At 50.6% G+C, this 18,412-nt stretch carries 14 protein-coding genes; 10 read left to right on the top strand and 4 right to left on the bottom strand.

Annotated elements, in window-relative coordinates; all coding sequences use genetic code 11:
- Positions 1 to 38 precede the first annotated feature (38 nt).
- The 4 genes from ACYQ2M_RS00630 (at position 39) to ACYQ2M_RS00615 (ending at position 8,158) form a co-directional block, all read left to right on the top strand.
- The gene (locus ACYQ2M_RS00630; RefSeq protein ID WP_459914364.1) at positions 39 to 866 is read left to right on the top strand and encodes a PSP1 domain-containing protein; all 828 of its coding nucleotides are present in this window, start codon (positions 39 to 41) and stop codon (positions 864 to 866) included.
- Between the two features lie 101 nt (positions 867 to 967).
- Positions 968 to 2,899 carry a methionine--tRNA ligase gene (gene metG, locus ACYQ2M_RS00625; RefSeq protein ID WP_459914363.1) on the top strand — a complete coding sequence of 644 codons (1,932 nt, stop codon included), beginning with the start codon at positions 968 to 970 and terminating at the stop codon, positions 2,897 to 2,899.
- 16 nt (positions 2,900 to 2,915) lie between these two features.
- A complete protein-coding gene (locus tag ACYQ2M_RS00620) occupies positions 2,916 to 4,298 on the top strand; it encodes a penicillin-binding transpeptidase domain-containing protein (RefSeq protein WP_459914362.1) in 1,383 nt (460 codons plus the stop codon).
- A 125-nt stretch (positions 4,299 to 4,423) separates the two neighbouring features.
- Positions 4,424 to 8,158, top strand: coding sequence for an SIS domain-containing protein (locus ACYQ2M_RS00615; protein WP_459914361.1), 3,735 nt, complete (start codon positions 4,424 to 4,426; stop codon positions 8,156 to 8,158).
- 94 nt (positions 8,159 to 8,252) lie between these two features.
- Here ACYQ2M_RS00615 and ACYQ2M_RS00610 read toward each other — a convergent pair whose 3' ends face one another.
- Positions 8,253 to 8,657, bottom strand: a complete 405-nt coding sequence (locus tag ACYQ2M_RS00610) for a pancreas/duodenum homeobox protein 1 (protein ID WP_459914360.1) — start codon at positions 8,655 to 8,657, stop codon at positions 8,253 to 8,255.
- Between the two features lie 193 nt (positions 8,658 to 8,850).
- Positions 8,851 to 9,861, bottom strand: a complete 1,011-nt coding sequence (gene galE, locus ACYQ2M_RS00605; protein WP_459914359.1) for a UDP-glucose 4-epimerase GalE — start codon at positions 9,859 to 9,861, stop codon at positions 8,851 to 8,853.
- A 481-nt stretch (positions 9,862 to 10,342) separates the two neighbouring features.
- Here galE and eno point away from each other — a divergent pair, with 481 nt between their 5' ends.
- Both eno and pyrG read left to right on the top strand, forming a co-directional pair.
- Complete coding sequence (eno, locus tag ACYQ2M_RS00600) at positions 10,343 to 11,614, top strand: phosphopyruvate hydratase (protein ID WP_459914358.1); 1,272 nt, start codon at positions 10,343 to 10,345, stop codon at positions 11,612 to 11,614.
- Between the two features lie 301 nt (positions 11,615 to 11,915).
- On the top strand, positions 11,916 to 13,580 hold the full coding sequence (pyrG, locus tag ACYQ2M_RS00595; RefSeq protein WP_459914357.1) for a CTP synthase: 1,665 nt from the start codon (positions 11,916 to 11,918) through the stop codon (positions 13,578 to 13,580).
- A 122-nt stretch (positions 13,581 to 13,702) separates the two neighbouring features.
- On the opposite strand, the gene ACYQ2M_RS00590 is transcribed toward pyrG, so the two are convergent.
- Positions 13,703 to 14,233, bottom strand: a complete 531-nt coding sequence (locus ACYQ2M_RS00590) for a hypothetical protein (RefSeq protein WP_459914356.1) — start codon at positions 14,231 to 14,233, stop codon at positions 13,703 to 13,705.
- Between the two features lie 436 nt (positions 14,234 to 14,669).
- Here ACYQ2M_RS00590 and ACYQ2M_RS00585 point away from each other — a divergent pair, with 436 nt between their 5' ends.
- Genes ACYQ2M_RS00585 through ACYQ2M_RS00570 form a run of 4 tightly spaced genes read left to right on the top strand, consistent with a single transcriptional unit; the run spans position 14,670 to position 17,794 of the window.
- Positions 14,670 to 15,611, top strand: coding sequence for a biotin--[acetyl-CoA-carboxylase] ligase (locus ACYQ2M_RS00585; RefSeq protein ID WP_459914355.1), 942 nt, complete (start codon positions 14,670 to 14,672; stop codon positions 15,609 to 15,611).
- On the top strand, positions 15,608 to 16,141 hold the full coding sequence (locus ACYQ2M_RS00580; protein WP_459914354.1) for a biotin transporter BioY: 534 nt from the start codon (positions 15,608 to 15,610) through the stop codon (positions 16,139 to 16,141). Before ACYQ2M_RS00585 ends, ACYQ2M_RS00580 begins: the two co-directional genes overlap by 4 nt.
- On the top strand, positions 16,138 to 17,046 hold the full coding sequence (locus tag ACYQ2M_RS00575; protein WP_459914353.1) for an energy-coupling factor ABC transporter ATP-binding protein: 909 nt from the start codon (positions 16,138 to 16,140) through the stop codon (positions 17,044 to 17,046). The genes ACYQ2M_RS00580 and ACYQ2M_RS00575 overlap by 4 nt, the downstream gene beginning before the upstream one ends.
- Positions 17,039 to 17,794, top strand: coding sequence for an energy-coupling factor transporter transmembrane component T family protein (locus tag ACYQ2M_RS00570; RefSeq protein WP_459914352.1), 756 nt, complete (start codon positions 17,039 to 17,041; stop codon positions 17,792 to 17,794). Before ACYQ2M_RS00575 ends, ACYQ2M_RS00570 begins: the two co-directional genes overlap by 8 nt.
- A 362-nt stretch (positions 17,795 to 18,156) precedes the next feature.
- Here the strand turns inward: ACYQ2M_RS00570 and ACYQ2M_RS00565 are convergent, their stop codons facing one another.
- Positions 18,157 to 18,384 carry an RNA-binding S4 domain-containing protein gene (locus ACYQ2M_RS00565; RefSeq protein ID WP_459914351.1) on the bottom strand — a complete coding sequence of 76 codons (228 nt, stop codon included), beginning with the start codon at positions 18,382 to 18,384 and terminating at the stop codon, positions 18,157 to 18,159.
- Positions 18,385 to 18,412: the final 28 nt, after the last annotated feature.

The raw sequence follows: 18,412 nt of genomic DNA, 5'->3' as shown, positions 1-18,412 counted from the left end.
GGTGTTGGAATAAAGCTCCATTTAACCAGGAGATTACCATGACCAAAGTTACAGGCGTCCGGTTTAAACCTGCCGGTAAAATATATGATTTTGACAGCGGCATGTTTGTCTTAAATGCCGGTGACAAGGTAATTGTTGAAACCGAACAGGGGTTGGGGTTTGGTGTTATCACCGTGCCGCCGGCCCCCCTTAAACCATCGGATAAAAACAAAGCACTTAAAAAAGTATTCCGCATCGCCACCGAAGCCGACCACAAAAAAAGAGAAGAAAACCAGGTACTGGAGCAGCAGGCCTTTGATTTCTGCCAGATCTGCATCAAGGATCTTTCTTTGAAGATGAATCTTTTCTCCGTGGAAAGCACATTTGACACCACAAAACTTACCTTCTTTTACACGGCAGACGGCCGGGTGGACTTCCGGGAACTTGTCAAACGCCTGGTAAAAGAGTACCGCATCCGCATTGAAATGCGCCAGGTGGGCATTCGGAATCAATCCAAACAATGTGGCGGCATCGGTCGATGCGGCCGGGAAATATGCTGCTCTTCTTTTATGAACAACTTTGAGCCGGTGTCCATTAAAATGGCCAAGGAGCAGGGACTTTCCCTGAATCCCACAAAAATATCCGGCCTTTGCGGGCGGCTCATGTGTTGCCTGACCTTTGAAAATGACACCTACAGACACCTGAAAAAAAAGCTGCCCAAACCGGGTCGACTGGTGGACACAGACACGGGAAAGGGTAAAATTATCCGCCAGAATGTACTCAAGGGCAATGTCTCCGTACGCCTTGAAGACGGCTCGGAAACCGAGGTCAGTTCAGAAGAAATCATAAAAGTTCACAAGGGCAAACCCCATGGGAACACCAACTGACAGAGGTGGCCGGCATTAGAGCCACCCACCACATCCACTTTAAACAATGGCCAAGATTCTCCCTTTGCACATAAAAGCAGACACAAGGAAATACAGATAAAATGGAAAAAAATAATCCCCGTTTTTTTACCACCCCCATTTATTACGTCAATGCCAAACCCCACCTGGGCCATGCCTACACCACCATTGCAACGGATGTGGCGGCCCGGTACAGCCGCATGTGCGGCCATGACACATATTTTCTCACCGGCACCGACGAGCATGGCGACAAAATTGTCCAGGCCGCTGAACAGCAGCACATCACCCCCCGGGCCTTTGTGGATCAAATCAGTGGCCTTTTCCAGGATATGTGGCCCCTGTTAAACATAAGCAACGATTATTTTGTCCGCACCACCCACCCGGCCCACATAAAGGTGGTGGAAGCCCTTCTGTCAAAAATTCATGACAACGGTGATATTTATTTCAGTGAATATGAGGGCATCTACTGCTATGGATGCGAACGCTTCTACCAGGAACGGGAACTGGTGGACGGCAAATGCCCGGATCATGGCACGGAACCCAGTAAAATAAAAGAAGCCAATTATTTCTTTGCCATGTCAAAATACCAGGACTGGCTAATTGATCACATAAAAAGCAATCCGGAATTCATCCGGCCCGAACGCTACCGCAACGAGATTCTCTCCTTTTTAAAGGAACCCCTGGAGGATCTTTGTATCTCCCGACCCAAATCACGCCTGACCTGGGGCATCACCCTTCCCTTTGACGATAACTATGTCACCTATGTCTGGTTTGATGCCCTGACCAACTATATCTCGGCCCTGGGATACCCGGACAATGATCTGTATTCAAAATTCTGGCCTCACACCCGGCATTTTGTGGCCAAGGACATCATTAAACCCCATGGCATTTACTGGCCCACCATGCTCAAAGCCGCAGGAATCGACCTTTACCAGAGCCTAAACGTCCATGGTTTCTGGAATGTCAGCGGCAGCAAGATGTCTAAAAGCATCGGCAATGTCACAGACCCTGTGGCGGTGACGGCCACCTATGGAGTGGACACCTTCCGGTATTTTCTCATGAGAGAGATGGTCTTTGGCCTGGATGCAAACTTCACCGAAGATGCCATTGTCCAGCGCATCAATGCCGATCTGGCCAATGACCTTGGCAATCTGTTTTCCCGGGTGCTTTCCATGCACCATCGTTATTTCAAGGGAATCATGCCGAAAACGGACAATGACCTTGAAAAAGAAAAAAATCTGTCACTGAAGGCAGCAGCCCAGGACGCTATCACCGCATATACCAAGGCCATGGACAACACCGAATTTCACAAGGCGCTTACAGCGGTGTGGGAGTTTATCAGTATTCTGAACAAATACATTGATACCACCGCCCCCTGGACCCTTTCCAAAAATGAAGCAGATGCCCCTGAGCTTGCCATTGTCATCACCAACATGGTGGAAAGCCTTCGCCTCATTGCCTGCCTCATTCACCCGGTTATGCCGGAAACCGCACGGACAATGCTGCAAATTCTGGGCATTGAAAAATCTGAAGCCAGCGATTTTTACACCATGGCAGACCTTTGCAGGTGGCCTGTCATGACCCCGGGCATGGAAACCCAAAAGCCCCCCATGCTGTTTCCCCGGGTGGATATTGACAAAAAAGAAACCGCCCCTGCCGTGGAAGCCCCCCAGGGCCTGACGGACCTGAAGCCGGAAATCACCTTTGAAGATTTTTCCAAAATAGATCTGCGCACCGGTACCATTATATCTGCGGAAAAAATCAAAAAATCAAACAAACTTCTTAAACTCCAGGTGGATCTTGGCAAAGAAACCCGCCAGATCATTGCCGGCATTGCCAAAAGCTATCAACCCGACACCCTCATTGGCAGACAGGTGGTGGTGGTGGCCAACCTGAAACCGGCCAAACTCATGGGAGAACTCTCCCAGGGCATGATTGTGGCAGCCAATGATAAAAAGCACTTATTTCTGGCGGGATTTGATACCACCATCACCCCCGGACGGACTGTGAAATAGCCGGGATATTATCACCGTGATTTCATCAAATACCCCGAACCCATGGCAAAAATTTCAGCCCAACCGGAAGCGCCGTAAAACAGCACGGTTGCGTATTTTCTCAGCCACCATTCTGGCGCTTTTCCTCCTGGGGCTTGTCACTTGGGCAGGGCTGCGTCTTTTTCCGGAAATGTCCAGAATGTTCTCGGAGATGGCCCATTTTTTCGACCAGGATCCGCCCCCTCCGGGGGCACCGACCTCCACTGTGTCCCCGGTGCTTTCCGGGCCCCTCACCCGGGAACAGATAAAATCAATGTTGCCTTCATCGCTTCTGCACAATCCGGCTCCGGGCCCCCTCACCCGGGTTCTGGCCCAGGAAACCCTGACCTTTAAAACCGGACTGGATCCCGGACTGCAGCAATTTGTTCTGGATGAAATCAAGGAACTAAAAACCCTTACCCGGGCAAAACCGGAGATCATTGCCATGGTAGCCATGGCCCCGGACACCGGGAAAATCCTTGCCATGGCTGGATATGACCGCACATTGCCAGACATAAACCCCTGTATTGCCCATGGGTATCCCGCTGCCAGCATTTTTAAAATCATCACGGCATCTGCGGTGCTGGAACATCAACTCATGGGACCGGACACTCAGCTTTTTTTCAACGGTGGCAAATATACCCTTTACAAGCGCCAGCTAAAAGAAGTTAAAAATAAATACACCAGCACCACCACCCTGGAAAAGGCATTTTCCCAGTCCATCAATCCGGTGTTTGGAAAACTGGGCACCCACGAACTTGGTCCTGAAAAACTGACAATGCAGGCCCGGCAGTTTGGATTCAACCAGGAGCTCATCGCCGACTTCCATGGGTACTCAGGGTCCATGACGGTAACGGAAAAACCTTATCAGTGGGCCGAGGTGGCAAGTGGCTTTAATAAAACCACCACCATTTCTCCACTGTTCGGGGCCATGATCACCGCCACCCTGCTCAACCAGGGCAATATACCGGTACCCTACCTGGTGGAAAGTATCTCCACCCATGAGGGAAATATCATTTACAATTGTCCGAATCCGGCCCCCCGTCGGGCCGTACCCCCAGCCACGGCAGCCACCGTCATGGAAATGATGACCCACACCATCTCCACGGGAACAGCCAAAAAGGCATTCCGTAATTATAAGAAAGATGCCGTACTTACCCGCCTTATCATGGGTGGAAAGACAGGCTCTCTTTACAACCGTGACCACACCATTAAACTGGACTGGTTCACGGGTTTTGCCCGGGAAAAAGACGGCAATCAACAGATCGTTGTTGCCATCCTGGTGGGGCACGGGGAATACATCGGCACCCGGGCCGGTACCTTTGCAAAAAAAATATTCCAGACTTACTTCGGTGATTATTTTACATCCACAAAGCAATAATTTATAAAGGACATGTCCTCACAGGCACAACAAAGAATGAAAATGGCATAATGCCGCCCCCGCCGGTGGCTCTGCTGTCGATGATTTGAGGTTACATTCTCATATAAAAAAAAAGGATACGGTTCATGATTAAATCCACCGCCAGTCTGCTGAAGAGACAAATCCGGAAAATAAGAAAGGTTCACGTCAGGTTTGCCACAAACCCTTATCGTGCACCTGAGAACACCCTTATTTTATTTCCCATATATCCCGGTGCGTTTGCCTGCGGCATTGCCGCCCTAGTGACCTTTAAGCGAAAAACAGCCGCCACCGACATGGATACCCAAAACCTTGAAGTAGCCATGCAGATCCTGGAAAAGAACCTTTTGACCACCTGCCTTGACCACCGGGAACGCTCTGTGGCAGCATGTTATCTCGGTGGACCCGGCCACACGGAGGCCCTGGTAAAAACGACAAGGTATCTCAAGCAGAACGACCCTTTTTTTGATATATTCACCCAGGCGGAAAAAGAACAACTGCTCATTGACATCAGCGCCCGCATCACCACCCTGATCACCGCAGAAAAAGAACAGCTCTCCCAGCGCATGGCCCTGCTTGATGCCCATGAATTTGAAACAGCCCGACAACGCCTGGAATCCTGCATGGATGCTGGATGGTGTATCCGCCAGGAAATTTTAAAAAATGTCCTGAGAATCAGGCACATGATCCCGGGCACTTGCGTAAACGGGTTTCCAAAACGTCTGGCACGGTTTAAAACCATCAATGCCATTTTAAACAGCATAGACCGTCTGGAGGTAAGGGGGCGCGATTCCGCTGGCATCTCCATTCTGGCCACTCTGCCCAGCGAAACCTTTGAAGCCTTCCGCCTGGAACTTGACACCGCAGGATTAGGAGAACAGCTGAGACAGCGCACCGGCAGCATGGTTCTGACAAACAACTGCATCACCGTGCACAGTGCCCCGGCAAAAAACGGCGCACCCCACACGGCCATGACCTTTGTCTATAAGTTTGCCGCCGTCATCGGCTCCCTTGGGGACAATGTGGCATATATTCGCACCCAGATTAAAAACGATCTCATTCTCCAGCGGTTTCTTTCGTGCCGGACAACTTCATTTACCCTGTCCGCCCATACCCGGTGGGCATCGGTGGGCAGTATTGGTCAGCCCAACTGCCACCCCGTTGATAATCAGACCACCAACCAGTTAAAGGAAAACCCAGGGATTATTCATGTCTGCCTCAATGGAGACATTGACAACTATCTTGAACTGAAATCCGCCTTTGAATCCCGGTACGACACCCTGCCGGAAAGCATCACCACCGACACAAAAATAATTCCCCTGCACATTGAACATTATCTGCGCCAGGGGACTGACATTGAAGAAGCGTTCCGCCTGGCCGTCAATGACTTCAAGGGCTCCCACGCCATCTCCATGCACACCGACCGGGCACCGGGCAAATTGTTCCTGGCCCAGAAAGGCAGCGGCCAGGCCCTGTTCGTGGGACTTGCCGAGGACCATTACATAACCGCATCAGAACTGTATGGGCTGGTGGAGGAGACCCCGGATTACATCAAACTCAACGGAGAAAAAAAAGGACAGATCCTCATACTGGATCAGATGAGTGAAGGAGGACTTTCCGGCATCACCTCCCTTGCCTACGACGGTACCCCCATTGCCATCACCGAGGCAGATATTCAAACCAGTGAAATCACCTCAAGGGACATTGACCGCCAGCATTTCCCCCACTATTTTCTAAAGGAAATCTCAGAGGCCCCCCTATCCGTGGAAAAAACCCTGCAGAACCGATGGAAAGCCGACCCGGACACCGGATTTTACAGGACAACGCTGGATGAATCCGTGATTCCCCCCCAAATACATGAGGGCCTCACCCAAGGGCTCATCACAAAAATTTATTTCATCGGCCAGGGAACGGCGGGTATTGCAGCCCAGGGCTGTGCAGATATTTTAAAAACCTTCCTTCCCTCCGGTGGCTTTGATGTCCGTGCCATGAAAGCCTCTGAGCTCTCGGGCTTTTCCATCCCCGGCAACCAGGATGAAAAAGATGCCATGGCCTCATACCTGGTGGTGGCTATCAGTCAGTCGGGCACCACCACGGACACCAATCGCACCGTTGACATGGTCAGAGCCAGGGGGGCCGCCACCCTTGCCATTGTAAATCGCCGGGATTCTGACCTTACCTTCAAGACCGACGGAGTTCTTTACACCAGCAGCGGCCGGGACATTGAAATGTCCGTTGCCTCCACCAAGGCCTTTTATGCCCAACTCACAGCCGGAGCATTGCTGGGGCTTCACCTGGCATCCCTTCTAAAAACCATTGCCCCGGGCCGGGTCACGGAAGAAATAAATGCCTTGAATCAGCTCCCAGAAAAAATGAAACAAATTCTGGCCATGAAAGATGATATCAAAGCATCGGCCCATCAATTGTCCATCACAAAACAATACTGGGCCACAGTGGGCAGCGGTGCCAACAAAACCGCCGCCGATGAGATCCGCATCAAACTCAGTGAATTGTGCTACAAAACCATCTCTTCAGATTATGTGGAAGATAAAAAGCACATTGATCTGTCATCGGAACCATTGATAATCGTTTGCGCCGCCGGTACAAGGGAAAGTGTGCTGGGAGATATCATCAAGGACACCGCAATCTTCCATGCCCACAAGGCCACCACGGTGGTCATCGCCGATGAAGGAGAGGACCGGTTTGCGCCCTATGCCGATGCTCTGTTCCACATCCCTACCACAAAGGAGCATCTGTCCCCCATCCTCACCACCCTGGTGGGGCATCTGTGGGGATACTATGCAGCCCTGGCCATCAACGAAGGCTCTGGATTCTTTTACACCCACCTCCAGGAGATCAAGGGACTCATTGACAATTACAACAGTCTGGGTCACGACGTCTATGAGGTAATTCTGGAAAAACGATTCCGGGAAAAGATCGCCGCCTTTTACCATGCCTTTTCCCAGAAGCGCCTTGACAACAGATTCCCGGCGGCCCTTGGCATCAACGTTTCCGCCAATATCATGCTGTTATCCAAATACCTTTCCGGCAGACTGCCGGTGGGGGATTTTGAAATTGATTTTGCCAGAAAGGGCACCCCTGCCAACATGCTGGATCAATTTTTTAAAACCATGGACACGGCCATAAGCACCCTGGCCCGGCCGGTGGATGCCATCAAACACCAGGCCAAAACCGTCACCGTGGGCACCAGCCGCATCCAGGAAACTTTTGAGGGTCTACTCTTTGAAGAACTGGCCAGCCACAAGATTCAGCTGTCCCAGCTCACCAGCAGGAATGTGCTGGTTATCAAAAATCTCCAGGAGGTGATCGCCACCATAAACGGTGCCCTGCTCTACCGGATTCTGGGTCTCACCCCCTTGGGGGAGGAAACCTCTGAAACCCGCATTGAGGTCATCAACAAGACCGGACTACTGGTATCTGAAACCTCCAGGGTGGAAAAAGATCACAGACTCAAGGGCACAAAAAACATAATTGTCCGGGAAGGAAATGTCTACATCGGCAAAGGTAGAAAGGATGGGAAAAGCATATTGGTGATCCCCGTGATCTCATCATCAAAGGGCAACAGCGGCATTGAATTTCTTCTTTCCCTGAACGTTTCCTTCAAGGATGTCAGCCAGGTTCCCTTGATAAAACGCATCAAGGCTCTGGGGGGAAAATTTATCCGCATCAAAGATACGGTTCTGGAATCAGACAAAATCAAATGGGATGACAGCCTTCTGGATCTCATTCCCATGGAAGACCTGTTCGGGGATTCAGCGGAGAAGATTGCCGATTACATGGACCGGCAGCTGGCGGGGGAAAAGAAAAACACCGGTGTGTGACATCACCGGTAAACATCCCGGAAGGTGAGTCTGTTTTTTTAAAAGTGGGAGGGGTAAACGCCCCTCCCACAAAATCAAGTGGCAAATGATAAGATCAGGTATTCCGGGGGGTAAGGGTGAACTGCACGGGCAGTTTATGGATCTGCCGATTTTTCTCCCTGGTGGTGCCCACCTTCCAGTGGCTGCAGGTAACCTGATGATCAAGAAGACCTTCAATGTCTCTGGCAAGTCCATTGAGATTAATAATGGGATGGCGTTCAAAAACCGTGGGCAGGCCATAGGTAAGATTACAGGCAATACATTTACCCGGACGCTGCTCCAGAAGAAAATCAAAATAAAGGGTGTTGTCTTCTGCTTTGTTAAATGCCAGGCGAATGTCATATGCACCGTCTTCAGCATCACCATAAAGGGCTTCAAAAAACGCGTCGGCCCTGTCTTCCGGAAAGAGATTTCTCAGGTTTTCCGCGGTAAAAACATCTGAAAAATGATTTAAAGTCATGATCTTTTTTTCTCCGGGGTTAATTAAGTTTCATATCATCATTCCTCGTCGGGCACTTTATACTAGAAAGAGGTTTTGCGCAAGTGCTTAACACCCGGCCTTGCCCCGGTGCCCTGATAGTTGAGACTTACCGCCAGATTGGGGAAGTGATTGGCACAACGACCACACATGGCAAGGGGGTCAAACGGAATCATCATGGATAGCCATCTGGATTATTTTTCTGCCATCGCCAGGTATCCCAGCACATGTCGGCCAAGGTTCTTACGGCTTTCCAGCCCAGTTCTTTTTCCGCCAGGGACGGATCTGCATAGCAGGCGGCAATATCCCCGGAACGCCGGGGAACCACACGAAAGGGAATCTCCCGGCCACAGGCCCCCTCAAAGCCTTTAACCAGCTCCAGCACCGATGTACCTTTGCCGGTTCCCAGATTATAAATCACCAGGCCGGGACAGGAGAATAGCTTTTCCAATGCCTTGATATGACCGGCGGCAAGGTCCGACACATGTATGAAATCCCGTACCCCGGTGCCGTCCGGGGTATCGTAATCGTCCCCGAACACATTCAGAAAAGGTCGTCTACCCACGGCCACCTGGGCAATATAAGGCACCAGATTATTGGGAATACCCCGGGGATCTTCGCCGATGCTACCGCTTTGATGTGCCCCCACGGGATTAAAATATCTTAACAGTGCAATGTTCCACGAGTTGTCAGCCCCATGTACATCCTGGAGCATCTCTTCGATCATCAGTTTAGTACGCCCATAGGGGTTGGTGGCGGACAGGGGAAAGGATTCCGTGATGGGAAGGCTTGCCGGATCGCCATACACCGTTGCCGAAGAGCTGAACACCAGATGCCTGACCTTATATTTACGCATTATTCCCAGCAGATTCAGGGTACCTGTCAAATTATTTGTGTAATATTCAAGGGGCATCTCAACGGACTCCCCCACGGCTTTAAGCCCGGCAAAATGGATGACAGCATAAATGGCATGGTCTTTAAACACCTGATCCAGACCTGGTTTATCCAGAAGATCCACCTGGTATAAATCAAGGGGTTTTCCGGTAATTTTCCGGACCCGTTCCAATGATGTCAGGGAACTGTTGGAAAGATTGTCCACCACCACCACCTCAAAATTATTCAAAAGCAGTTCCACACAGGTGTGGCTGCCGATGTACCCGGCTCCGCCGGTGACAAGTATTTTCATTGTTCCCCCCTGATTTTAAAAATTGGCTCAGAAAAATCTGCTGTTTTCACCGGGGTAAACCCCTTGAGACTTGCCCTTTGTTTCCATGACAGTTTAAAGCAAATAAATCAAGTTTTACCAGGAAAAAGATCCCGATTTACCCACCGTCAGACAGGGATAAACAAGCCATTTCTTGACAGACCTTTTCATTAATTGTAATGATACCCAAGTTTATTGCACATCGAGGTACCTTAATATACCTGAGCCAATAAGTTAAAAACAAAAACATGGAGATGAACACCGACAAAAGATTCAACCGTTGAGAACCCAAGCCTGCACCATTACTGCAGCGACTGTCAAGAATGATCGATGTTGTAATCAAGCATGCCTTTTTATATAAGAACATACATGGCAGTAAACACCTGCCACAACAAAAAAATGAAACTCTTATAATTTCAGCTTATTGGACGCAGTTTCATATAAAAAATACATAGGTGATAAAATGACGGAAATTATTGGTGTAAAATCAAGGGAAATTATTGATTCCCGGGGAAATCCAACCGTTGAAGTGGATGTGATGCTGGCCTGCGGCTCAACCGGGCGTGCGGCTGTTCCATCCGGTGCATCCACAGGCACCAGGGAAGCACTGGAGCTTCGGGACAATGCGGCAGATCGTTTTTCCGGAAAAGGCGTCATGACCGCCGTGACCAACGTAAATGAGATCATCGCTCCTGAAATCATCGGATTTGATGCAATGGATCAGGCAGGTCTTGACCGGACCATGATTGACATTGACGGAACGGAAAACAAATCCAGACTGGGGGCCAACGCCATCCTCGGGGTTTCGCTGGCCGCTGCCAGGGCTGCGGCCAATGCCGCAGAAATCCCCCTTTACCGCCATCTGGGGGGTATCAGTGCCCGTATTCTGCCCGTGCCCATGATGAATGTAATAAATGGCGGAGCCCACGCCCCCAACAACCTGGATATCCAAGAATTCATGATCGTTCCCTATGGCGCCAGCTGTATTGTGGAAGCGGTACGCATGGGATCTGAGATTTTTCACTGCCTGAAAAAAACCCTTGCCAGTGCCGGACTGAATACGGCGGTGGGGGATGAGGGTGGATTTGCCCCGAACCTCAAATCCAATGAAGAGGCCCTGGAGTACATTGTCAATGCCATTGACACCGCCGGATACCGGCCGGGAAAGGACATCGGCATTGCCCTTGATGCTGCTGCCAGTGAATTTTACAGAAACGGGCAGTATCACTTTGCTTCGGAGGGCAAGACCCTTTCTGCCGAAGCCCTGGTGGACTATTATGCCGCCCTGGCGGAAAAATATCCCCTGTGCTCCATTGAAGACGGCCTGGCCGAGCAGGACTGGGAAAACTGGCAGATGATGACCCGACGACTGGGGGACACCCTTCAGATTGTGGGGGATGATGTGTTTGTCACCAACCCGGACATTTTCCGCCGGGGCATTGAAGATGAAGTGGGTAACTCCATTCTCATCAAACTCAACCAGATCGGCACCCTTACTGAAACCCTGGACACCATCCAGATGGCCAAGGAATCTGGCTACACCACGGTGATTTCCCATCGCTCGGGTGAAACAGAAGACGCCTTTATTGCCGACCTTGCCGTGGGGGTCAATGCGGGCCAGATCAAAACCGGTTCCATGTCCAGAAGTGATCGCATCGCCAAGTACAACCAGCTCATGCGCATTGAAGAAGAACTGGGCATGGGTGCATTGTTCCCGGAAGATATTTTCATATAAACGATCATGTCGGCCTGCCGACACAACGAATAATGGGTCGTAGACGTGGAGCCAAATGGTATTATGCCGCCCCCAACGCTCACACGTCCGGCCCCGGACCGTCGGTGGCCCATTTGCCCTGCCGGTCTAAAGCGCAGGAACTACGGACAGGTTTGTCCTCAAACAACCTGCGATTCTTAACGACCGGCAGGGCAAATGGGCTGATCGCCTTTGGCTCCGAATGGGCCGGATCGGGTGACCGTTGGGGGCTCTGATATCGCATTTTCATTTAAAATCAACACAATAAAGAAGCGAGGAGTCAATGGCAGAGACAACCAAGTATATCTTTGTAACAGGAGGGGTTTTATCCTCCCTTGGTAAAGGGCTTGCCTCGGCTGCAATCGGGCTGCTTCTGGAAAGCCGTGGTCTTTCCGTGACCATCCAGAAGCTTGATCCCTATATTAATGTAGATCCGGGCACCATGAACCCCTTCCAGCACGGCGAAGTGTTTGTCACCGATGACGGCACGGAAACCGACCTGGACCTGGGACACTATGAACGATTCACCAATGCCAAACTTGGAAAGAACAATAATTTTACCACCGGTAAGATATATCACTCCGTCATTACTAAGGAAAGAAGGGGAGAATATCTTGGCGGTACCGTGCAGGTCATTCCCCATATCACCGATGAGATCAAGAAAAGCATCAGCCTTGTGTCAGGGGATGCCGATGTAGTTATTGTTGAAATCGGCGGCACCATCGGGGACATTGAATCTTTGCCCTTTCTGGAAGCCATCCGGCAATACCGGGGAGATGTAGGCCGAAACAATGTGATTTTTATTCATCTCACCCTGGTTCCATATATTTCCACGGCCGGAGAAGTCAAAACAAAACCCACCCAGCACAGTGTCAAGGAGCTTAGAAGCATCGGAATCCAACCCGATATTCTGCTGTGCCGCACCGACCGGTACCTATCCCCGGAGATCAAGGAAAAAATCGCTCTTTTCTGTAACATAGACAAGGATGCTGTATTCACTGCCAAGGATGTTGACAACATCTATGAGGTTCCTCTGGTTTACAATAAAGAGGGGCTGGGGGACAAGATTCTCCAGAAACTCAACATCTGGGCCAGGGCCCCCAGGCTGGATCACTGGCGGGATATTGTTGAGAAAATGAAAAATCCCCGGGATGCCGTCACAATTGCCATTGTGGGAAAATATGTGGATCTCACCGAGTCATACAAGAGCCTTAACGAGGCCCTGACCCATGGCGGCATTGTCAATGATGCCAGGGTGAATCTTGAATTTGTGGATTCCAGCACCCTGACCCGGGACAATGTGGCAGAGAAACTTGGCATGGCCGATGGCATCCTGGTACCCGGAGGCTTCGGCTCCAGGGGCATTGAAGGCAAAATTCTTGCCGTCCAGTATGCCAGGGAAGAGAAAGTGCCCTTTTTCGGCATCTGTCTTGGCATGCACATGGCTGTCATTGAATATGCCCGCCACGTGGCATGCATGGAAGATGCCCACGGCTCGGAATTTGACGAGCACACCCCCTATCCTGTCATATATCTTATGACCGAATGGTATGATGAGCAGACCCGGCAGGTGGAAAAACGTGATGATGCCTCGGACAAGGGCGGTACCATGCGCCTGGGGGCCTACCCCTGTGTTTTAACGCCTGATTCCTTTGCCATGCAGGCCTACCGCACCGAAGAGATTTCAGAACGCCACCGCCACCGGTATGAGTTCAACAATGCTTACAAAAAACAGCTGGAGGAGGCAGGCCTTGTAATCAGCGGCACCTCCCCGGATGGCGAACTGGTGGAGATTGTGGAACTTAAAGATCATCCCTGGTTTCTGGGATGCCAGTTTCATCCTGAATTCAAATCCAAACCGGCCCGGCCCCATCCCCTTTTCAGGGAATTTATCAAAGCCTCCCTGAAAAATACTAAAAAAGAGATGTGTGTGCGTAAAACCGAATAACCCTGTCTTTGTCTGCCCAGGGCGTAAAATAAAAAAAACCGGAACAGTGATGCTGCTCCGGTTTTTTATTTTTTTATATGCAAATATCTACAGCAGGATTCCCGAGGACTGCCCTGCCCCCTTCAGTCAGGCATTTCGTCCTGCTCCCACTCCCTTACATAATCAGCCACAAATGCCGAATCTGGTGATCCCAGGGAAGGCTCCGGACCCAACAACACATAGCCGATGTGATTGATTTCCCTTTCAAGGCATCTGAAAAAAGCAGCTTCCACGGCCCCTTTGTCCATGTCAGCCCCATCGGACACCACAGCCTGGGTCAGATGCCCCAACGGAGTAAAGATATCACAGATGGCCCCCTGCCATTCCTCGGGGAAATTATTTATTTTCCAGGGGCTTAAATTATCAGGCTTAAGAATATTTTGTTTTTTCCGGTTAAAAGGTGCCGCCACAACGCTCATTTTCCGGGCCTCCCACCCCATCAATTCCTTGAGCAGGGCAAGAATATCTTGGGAAAACAGCCACTCCTCCGGTTCCAGCAATATGGGGGGGAACTCCCGACTTGTCAGCGCATACTTGAAAGGCCCCTGGTTTTTCCAGACCTCCTTGAATTCCTTTAACGTGGGCAGAATCTGCCGAACCACTGTTACCATCATACAACTCCTTATCTAAGGCCATTTCCATCCCAAAACAGACCTGCCTGTTTGGCCTTTCATCAGTTTTCTACGTTGGGCTTTTCCGCACATAGAACCAGCATTAACACCAATGCCCGCCTTGAATACCAATGAAAAACCTGCGCATTCCGGCATATTTTTTGTCCACCAATGGCCTGAATTTCCTGACTGCTGCCATACCCGGAAGATTGACAGGCATAATCATCATAAAATCGTTTTTTATATCACAGGCAGGCGTGCTTCTCCATCTTTTTCAATCATATCCATCCATTCGGATCAGCCCCCTTTCCGGAATGACCAATGCCATAAGCAACCCTTCCAGAGATCGCTCCCCCAAAATCTTCTTGACCTCTGATCAGGGTTATGTTAACCAAATTCCAATCATATAGTTAACGAAAAAAAACAGCTGGGGACAGATATGAAAGACAAGATTTTACATCATCTGTGGACACACAAAGATGCCATTGTTTCAGGGGTATCCCTGAGTCAGCGTCTTGGTATCTCCCGGGTGGGGGTATGGAAACACCTCCAGCAGCTCAAGGCCGCCGGATATAACATTGAATCCACTCCCAGGGGCTACCGCCTTATGCAGTGCGAAAATCTCTTACATCCTTTCTGCTTTCCCGGCAGGGAAAATCTCATTCATTTTTTTCCCCAGGTGACAAGCACCATGGATACAGCCAGGGAACTTGCCAGGTCCGGGGCCGCCCATTTAAGTGTGGTGGTGACAGATGAACAGACCCGAGGGAGGGGAAGGCTGAACCGTACCTGGTTTTCCCGTCCGGGGGGCTTATGGATGACCCTTATTTTAAAACCCGATCTCCCGCCGCCCCTGGCTTTCAAGGTAAACTTTGTCGCCTCTTTTTCCATGGCCACCACCCTGAACCGGCGATATGGCACGGAAATCCGGGTAAAATGGCCCAATGATCTGCTGGCGGGGGAGCTTAAATTGGCGGGATTTCTGTCGGAGATGGAGACCCGGGGGGACATGATCTCCTTTGTGAACATCGGCATGGGCGTCAATCTCAACAATGATCCCCCTCCGGAGGAAAAAAGAGCTGTCTCCCTGAAGATGCTCCTGGGGCGCCCGGTTTCCCGCAGCAGTATTTTAACGGCCTTTCTGGATGAATTTGAACAAAACATGCACGACATTGCCACCAGAGATGTCATTGGCCCATGGAAAACCATCACATCAACCATCGGCAAAACCGTGACCATTGAAACCCGGGGAGAGATCAGCCGGGGGGTGGCCCTGGACGTGGATAACGCCGGTGCCCTCATCCTTTCCCAGCCGGACGGCACCCAGAAAAAAATTATTTATGGCGATTGCTTCCATCAACCAGAGGATTCCCCATCATGAACACATCAAACACCCTAAAAATGACCATATACACCGCCCTTTTTGCAGCCCTCATCGCCGCCGGGGCCTTTATTGCCATCCCCATCGGACCGGTACCCATTGTGCTGCAGAACATGTTTGTTCTCATGGCGGCCCTGGTTCTGGGTCCCCGGTGGGGTCTTTGCGCCATTTTGCTCTATCTTTTCATGGGGGCCTGTGGATTTCCGGTGTTTTCCGGAGGCACCGGGGGCATGGGCCGCCTGTTCGGTCCCACCGGGGGGTATCTATTAGGCTACATTCCCGCTGTGGCTGTCACCGCTCTTCTGACAAAAGCCCTGGGGTACCGCTTCTTAACAGATGCCCTGGCCATGGCTGCAGGCTCTGTCATCGTATATGGAACCGGGGTGCCCTGGCTGAAATTTGCCACGGGTATGCCCTGGGATAAAGCCCTGGCCCTGGGTCTTGTTCCCTTTATCATCGGGGATGTCATTAAAATTGCCGCAGGCACCTGGGCTGCCCGAGTAATGCGAAGGACCATGGATAAAAAATGAAACAAGCTCCCATCCTGGTGGTGGAAAATATTTCCCACACATACCACAACGGCGCGTCGGCCCTTAAAAATATCTCTTTTGGTGTTTATAAAGGCGACTTCATCCTTATAGCCGGCAGAAACGGCTCCGGTAAATCCACCCTTTTCAGGCACCTCAACGGTCTGCAGGCCCCCACCAACGGCAGGATATACCTCCATGGCAAGCCCCTTGATGAACACAAACAAACGGCCCTGACCACAGTGGGACTCATCTTCCAGGACGCCGACATCCAGATTGTGGGGGAAACGGTGTGGGATGATGTGATTTTCGGGCCCTGCAATCTTAAGTTATCCCCTGACGACATCCATGACCGGGGCATTGCGGCCTTGTCGGCCATGAATCTTTTGCATCTCAAAGACAGGGACCCGTCCACCCTGTCCGGGGGAGAAAAACGAAAGCTGGCCATTGCCGGAGTGCTGGCCATGAAACCCGAAATTCTGGTGTTTGATGAGCCCTTTTCCAACCTGGATTACCCAGGTACCCGGGATCTGATTCATTCGGTGGTGTCGCTTCACCGGGCCGGACACACCATTATTTTGTCCACCCATGATCTTGAAAAAATTTTCTTTTATGCCACAAGGATGATCCTTCTGTCCCGGGGTACCCTGGTTCACGATGATACCCCACTGAAGCTGTTAAAATATCTGGAAAACCTTGGTATCCGAGAACCCTGTGCCTCCCGCCTGGGCATGACCATTCCCGCCTGGGACGCTGGCACATCCCCCTGTATCCCGCCTTGTGAAACCACAAGTTCCGGGGCCATGAAGACAGGCACCCATGGCATTTGTGTCCCCCCCAAAAAACAATTTCGCTCTCCGGCAGATTCCAGTGAAAAGACAATCGTCCCGGAGGTTCACCATGTATAGTCCCAATGCCTTTGCCCACCATACCGGTACATCCCTTCTTCATACGCTGGATGTCCGGTGCAAGCTGGGCTGCATGGTGCTGGTGAGTCTTTCCCTGTTAAAGGCAGAACTGCCTGCCCTGTCAGGGCTTTCGTTACTTCTTTTGCTTCTGATGATCCATAGTGGACTTCATCCCTTGAAGGTGCTTAAAAATCTCCGCTATTTTCTGGTACTGCTGGTGTTTGTCTTTATCTCACGGGCCATAACCACGGCGGGAATCCCTGTCTGGTCTTTCATGGGAATGGCAATCACCGGTGCGGGTCTTGTTGAGGGCGGCATGGTGGTGTGGCGTTTTTTTCTGCTGATGATTACAGGCATTCTCTTCACCGTCACCACCCGGCCCTCCCATGTCAAAGCAGCGGTTCAGTGGTTTCTGGCGCCTGTCCCCTTTGTTCCGGAAAAACGGGCAGGGGTGATGGTGAGCCTATTTTTAAAATTCCTGCCACTGATGATACATCAGGCCCATCAGGTGTCCATGGCCCAACGATCCCGGTGCGGGCATCTGGAAAGAAATCCCATAAAACGGATAAAACGATTGGCCATGCCCCTGTTGAAAACCATGGTGCGATCCGCCGACGACCTGGCCCTTGGCATGACGGCCCGGGGCTACACAGAGGATCGCACCGACCTTTCCCCTCAAGCATCAGGCAAAGAACTTCCAGTGCTGGTTGTATGTGTTTTGGTTTTCATTTTTACTCTCTCCGGGTAAATACTCGGCCAGCACCCCATATTCACCTATTTTGGCACACTTCAGCACCTACCAGCTGAGAAAGTCCAAAACATGCTGATGCTCAATGCCATCTGTGTCTCCTTGTGCACACTCGTCCATGGAAAACCCTATCTTTTTGTGATTATCTGAAATTTTTAACAGATTTCCGAATTTTCTCTCTCTGGTTTCCTGGGAGGGCAAAATATATGCGACCTGAACATAGAGTGTCTCCCCGATTTTCTAGACGACAAAATCGATTTCCAGTTTTTTGTATTTGCCGACATAAACCGTGTATCTCTTTATCCTTAAGGGCTTGTACACGCTACGAATATAATTTTCAAGCAAACAGGGTCAACCTTATCTCATAATGTTTTATCCACCACCAAGTGCAGCTGTTCTTCCTGAAATTGAACAATATCCCCGGCAAAGATTTTTTTTCGTTTCCGGGTCTCCACCTCTCCATTCACCATCACCAACCCTTCGGTGATCACATACTTTGCCTCCCCCCCGCTCAACACAAGGTTTTCAAACTTGAGAATTTTATAGAGTTCCACCGGTTCCTGATTCAAAACAACATCTCTTGGTTTCATTTTATTATTCATATTCCTTTTTTATTTC

This window comes from Desulfocicer niacini, from assembly GCF_054657595.1.
The sequence above is the reverse complement of the archived record's forward strand: the minus strand, read 5'-3'. Positions and strand labels throughout refer to the sequence as shown.